3 protein-coding genes and 1 pseudogene are annotated in these 5,289 nt (G+C 41.6%); 2 read left to right on the top strand and 2 right to left on the bottom strand.

What is annotated here, in order from left to right; genetic code table 11:
- Positions 1-215: pseudogene (locus F607_RS34960) on the top strand (IS5-like element ISLlo3 family transposase); the annotation flags it as partial.
- A gap of 23 nt (positions 216-238) precedes the next feature.
- Here the strand turns inward: F607_RS34960 and F607_RS31590 are convergent.
- On the bottom strand, positions 239-739 hold the full coding sequence (locus F607_RS31590) for a substrate-binding periplasmic protein (protein ID WP_051311802.1): 501 nt from the start codon (positions 737-739) through the stop codon (positions 239-241).
- Positions 740-1,189: 450 nt separating this feature from the next.
- Between F607_RS31590 and F607_RS33205 the strand changes: the two genes are divergently transcribed.
- The gene (locus tag F607_RS33205) at positions 1,190-2,671 is read left to right on the top strand and encodes a hypothetical protein (protein ID WP_051311801.1); all 1,482 of its coding nucleotides are present in this window, start codon (positions 1,190-1,192) and stop codon (positions 2,669-2,671) included.
- A gap of 255 nt (positions 2,672-2,926) precedes the next feature.
- On the opposite strand, the gene F607_RS0124235 is transcribed toward F607_RS33205, so the two are convergent.
- Positions 2,927-4,264, bottom strand: coding sequence for a Na+/H+ antiporter NhaC family protein (locus F607_RS0124235; RefSeq protein WP_027710118.1), 1,338 nt, complete (start codon positions 4,262-4,264; stop codon positions 2,927-2,929).
- Positions 4,265-5,289 lie beyond the last annotated feature (1,025 nt).

Here is a 5,289-nt window from a genome sequence, read left to right as displayed (position 1 = left end):
AAATAGCAGCCAAGGGGCAACATGCCTGGCAACAGCATCACCAATACGGTAAGCGAAGTGGATCGGAGACAGCCATGCAACGTTACAAGCGGACGTTTGGTAATCAGTTGCATGCCCGAGAAATGAGCAATCAAAAAGTAGAAGTAAAAATTGCTTGTGGTGTATTAAATCGTTTTACGTCGCTGGGCATGCCTCAAAGCTATAAATCTGTCTAAACAACCTCAAAAGACCAGATGATTCAGTACTGCAACAAAGCTGCTTCGAGAACGCTTATCCCCCTACTGGTAAGAAACTTTGTTAAGGCATCATCCTTATAACCGCCTACTCGCCATGGCTTTGCATCTGACAAAGAATTGATGGTAATAGGTGAGTCAGCCTTAGTCAGTAATACCCAGTACTCTTCAGCCAGTGGACCAACCCACTGAAAGAGCGCTTCCCTTTCTGGTGTTCTGGAGGTCGAAAAAACACCATAATTTTTTTGCTTTAGCGCAGTATCATAGACTCGTTTCCATGGAAAACGCAGGGTCACCCGGTAATCAATATTCGCTCGTTTAAACATTAATCTAACAATATCTGTCGTAATACCCGTCACATTATTGCCGCGGGCAAAGTTTTTTTCATCCGCGGACATATTTAAGGGGGGGAAATTTTCAGTGAGAAGATGAATAGTTTCTGCATACCCTGCAGGAATAATTAAACTCCATATAATGAGCCCCATTCCAAGCGCTTTAGACAACATACTGGCTCCTTAAAACGTTAGCCTTTTTGCATTAGTTAAGTGTTAACATGCTGAATATCCCAGTTCTTATGGATATTGTTACTCGCCAACCAGTCAACACTACAATAACGATACGACTTCACAACAGCTTCCCTGGCATGGAGTGCTTCCCAGCCTAAACACCTAACCTAAAGTTGTGGAACCCACTTCAAGATATAACCACGACACAAAACATGGGTAAACGCTGTATAAATATTTAACTTTCAGTTCAAGCGTGATTACATCCGTACCAATTTCTTGATAGTTTACCCATATCCCCAAAAAAGCTGCAATAAAATCTATCTCAATTATTCACGTCTTAATCATTCACTAGTAATATCAGGTATTATAAAAAAACAACTAACTAATCCCAACCCAGAATGGCTCCCCTATCAAGCAGCCTCTCAAAAAAAGGTGTTTTATTACAGTGAAATGATAAATATCAAACAAGCCGCCTGGTTAATTACACTTTATGTGCTGTATTGCAGTTTGACGGGCTGTAGCGTACAACCCTCTACCAAGCAGGCAACTACACCCTATATAGAAAGCAAATGTCATAGCTACCTGACAGAGCAATACCATCAACTATCACAGCAGCACACAATGGATCAGCAAACTCAGCCTGTTCCTCAGTATCCCTATGTGCGCATTAATCGCTTGTTAGCCAGTTACATATACACTCTAGACACAGGGCCTCGTCGCACAGCTTGGCTTGCTCAAGCTTATCAGGAAACAAATAAAGCCTGGGAAATTGATGTTGCGAATTTACCAAAATCTTATCAGACACTCCATGCGCAAAAAATTGACAGCTGTCTTCAGCAAACATTTAGCAAACTGGTCGATAACGATCAGTTTTTTAGTGCCTTGCGTGAATTTCGTTACCCTGACGCCTATATTAGTTGGCGGCAGTGGGCGGGGCTGTACCCCCTCACACAGTATTTTTTGGTCCCGGGAATAGCTGCCTGGCATGAAGAGGCAAGCCAACAGTTTAATCAATCTAGCGTAACCACGTTAAAAAATACGGTCATTTACCCGCCAGAACAAAAAGTGCCATCAGCAACATCACTAAGCACTGACACCATTCAAAGCTGGTTTCGACACGCCTACCAAAATAATGCACTACAGCTGCCACTGCTGAGACCAGAGCAATTAGAAAAACTGTTTTATCATTACGCGCCAGTTTGGTCTATCCAAAAGCAAGGAGACTATGACACACCAGGTGAAGTAGTACTAACACCACAACCAACAGTTAGTAATCAGCCCGTCACCTACACCCTAACCTCAATGACCCGGTTTCATGGCAAAGCACTCTTACAGCTGAACTATATTATTTGGTTTAAAGAACGACCTGCCAGTAGCATTTTGGATATTTATAGTGGCAACTTAGATGGTGTTATTTGGCGAGTTACACTAACAGAAAAAGGAAAGCCACTAATTTTTGACAGTATCCATACCTGTGGCTGTTATCATACTTTTTTTCCCTTATCTGAGAGGCTACAAACTAAACAAGTGACCAATCAATTAGAACCACCATTAATAATTCCTATTGATTTACCTAAAACCTCTCACCCAGCACGCTGGGCTATATCAATCAGTTCTGCCGAGCACCACATTACTGGCATTCAACCACTTGAGCTGGATACAACTGCTGCAAAAGCAGACAAAGCCTATACACTCCAAAGTTATAACCAGCTTAGAAGTTTACCTTTACCCTCTGGTGAGCGAAAAAGTCTCTTTGACGAGGAGTTTGGGATTGTTTCAACAACTGAACGGGCCGAACGGTGGATATTATGGCCCTCTGGGGTCCCGTCTCCAGGAGCTATGCGACAATGGGGAAATCACGCCACCTTATTTATTGGGCAACGTCACTTTGATGATCCTTATCTGCTCAGTCAATTATTTCGCTGGCGATAAATTCTTTTTTACTGCAGCGACCCTAATGCGTTCCTGACATTTTCGTAGGGTTTGTTATCATAGCTTGACGACTGCTTCCATTAATCCTTAGGGTTAACAGGCCCTAGCAAATTAGACCAGGAAATAACCAAAAAAGCCCAATTACATCATGCATGTGTGGGAAAAATAGAGAGATATGGTACTGAAAAAGACTCATGAAGGAAGGAGAATTCATAGAGGTACACTTATTATGTACCCCTTTGATGCTATTTTCACTTAACAAGTTGCAGGCTCTTTTGCTGCAACAGCGTTCGATTTTGGATAACCAAAAATAATCGCAATGATTGCAGAAAGTCCTAATAACCAGCAGTAGTGAACATTACTGATCAGCTCAAGCGGCGACATGCTAGCAACTGATCCTGCGAGCAATATTTGTGCGCCATATGGAAGTAAGCCTTGAATAACACAGGAGAAAATATCTAATAAACTGGCACTGCGTCGCCCATCAATACCATTTTTTGTCGCTATTTCTTGCGCAGAACTACCTGAAATTAAAATAGCAACGGTATTATTTGCGGTAAAAAACCCTGCAATACTCACAAGTGCACTTATTCCTGCTTCTCCACCTCGACGCTGTAAACCCCGACGCTCAGTAAAACGCTGAATTAAACTGACTAAAAAGGTTAAGCCTCCACGTGCTTTCATAATCGCGCTCAGACCACCAATAAACATCGACAGCACCATGATTTCCAGCATATTGCTATAGCCATCAAAGATATTGCTCGACAGTGTTTCTATTGTGTAGTCAGAAGAATGGTATATACCTGTTATACCCGCAATGATGATACCACTCATCAAAACAACCAATACATTGACCCCAGCTAACGCCAAGCCAAGTACCGCCAAATAAGGCAATACTAAAAGAAAATTAATTTCTTCAGGTTGAGGAACACTGCCGGTATCACCTAGCACAAACAAAACAACCATTGTTACCACTGCAGCAGGTGTTGCTATAAGAAAATTCAACTTAAACTTATCGCGCATTTCACACCCTTGAGTGCGTGTTGCTGCAATGGTTGTATCAGAAATGATGGATAAATTATCACCAAACATTGCACCACCAATTACAGCGCCTACTGCCAAACCTAGTGAAACATCAGCCGTATTTGCAAATCCTACGGCGATAGGCGCCATAGCAGCGATAGTCCCCATCGAGGTGCCCATAGCTGTTGCAATAAAAGCTGAGATCACAAAAATACCAGGTAAAATCAGTTGCTGAGGAATGATATGCAAGCCCAAATTCACTGTGGCATCAACTCCACCAATGGCTTTAGTTACACTGGCAAATGCCCCTGCCAGCAAAAACACCATACACATCATGACGATATTCATATCGCCAATTCCCTTCAAAAAAGTTTCAACTTTCTGGTTTAAGGTTTCACGCCCCATCATCATTGCGATAATAATGGCTGGTAATACGGCAACAGGTGCCTTTATTTGGTAAAAGGCAAAATCGATGTTTTGTTGTGAATAGTAAATACCACTGCCCAAAAATATAACTAAAAATACCAATAAAGGTAACAGAGCTAATGGACTACCCTGCACTGTTTTCATGATAATTTACACACCCCTTGAGATAATCTACTGCTAAAAGCAATAACACAACCAGACTCTTCACATGAAACAAAATTGTTCTTCTACAGAGTTTACTTTGCTTATAACTCGGCTTTGGCCATTATTGAATACACATGACGGCTAAAAATAAGCTATTAGAAACAACGGGTTAGAATTAATTCATATCATGGTTTTCATTAGACATGAGTTAATTCAGGTTATAACCACTAACAGTATTGCTTTACCTGCAATGCCTTAGCTTCTAAATGGCCAAAGTCGAGTTATAAGTAAGCCCTTTATTTAAAATACCCACAGCGAAAGACTTTTATCCTCTAGAACTCAAGAGGGCAGCTGGAGACTGTGGTGGCAGTTAAAAGCTCCTCAGCCATTGTTCCCGCATTGCTCTCATACATAACATCATGACAGCCATAGAGCAGCGTCGCAGGCCCGCTAAGGTAAACGCTATGGATAGCGAGTATAAAATTGATTCACGAAGGGTTTATTTGGTGCTAAAGCCCGAAACACTTCCCCTTTAAAACCCGCATTAACTATACCACTGCTTAATCTGAAGCTGTTCTTACTGAACTTAGCTTTACTGGTAGACTGGTAGCTTTATTCAGTAAACGGTATACACGTTTTTTTAGGGCTAACGATTGTAAGTTATACCAACACACCTGTATATAAGGCCTACTGGATATACAGGTGCAATTTTCATAATATTTTGATCTACTTTAATACCCTTTAGTAATTACATATTATTGCATTCAGAACAATACCAGGGTGCTGTCACTCGATTCCGAAGTTTTTAATGCTTGACTAGCAGGGAGAGAGGTTCAGAAGGCTGGACTACAGGTATGGCTCCATTTCTTCGCCTAGCAAAGAACGATCAACACGACACCTGTAGACCAGTGATAGTGTAGTATATCGTGCTTCTACTTTAATGGCGACTAGATGACGACTTGTGTTGATTACCCCAATTCCCCATGTGATAACGTTTGTTCAGGCTCTTAACGACACCCTTACCG

The sequence above is a fragment of the Zooshikella ganghwensis DSM 15267 genome (assembly GCF_000428585.1).
In the GTDB taxonomy this organism is placed as follows: Bacteria; Pseudomonadota; Gammaproteobacteria; order Pseudomonadales; family Zooshikellaceae; genus Zooshikella; species Zooshikella ganghwensis.
Note: the sequence above shows the minus strand (reverse complement) of the source record. Positions and strands in the feature narration are given on the sequence as shown.

Coding starts and splice junctions, on each gene's coding strand:
- F607_RS31590 (WP_051311802.1), bottom strand. CDS start 739: ATGTTGTCTAAAGCGCTTGGAATGGGGCTCATTATATGGAGTTTAATT.
- F607_RS33205 (WP_051311801.1), top strand. CDS start 1,190: ATGATAAATATCAAACAAGCCGCCTGGTTAATTACACTTTATGTGCTG.
- F607_RS0124235 (WP_027710118.1), bottom strand. CDS start 4,264: ATGAAAACAGTGCAGGGTAGTCCATTAGCTCTGTTACCTTTATTGGTA.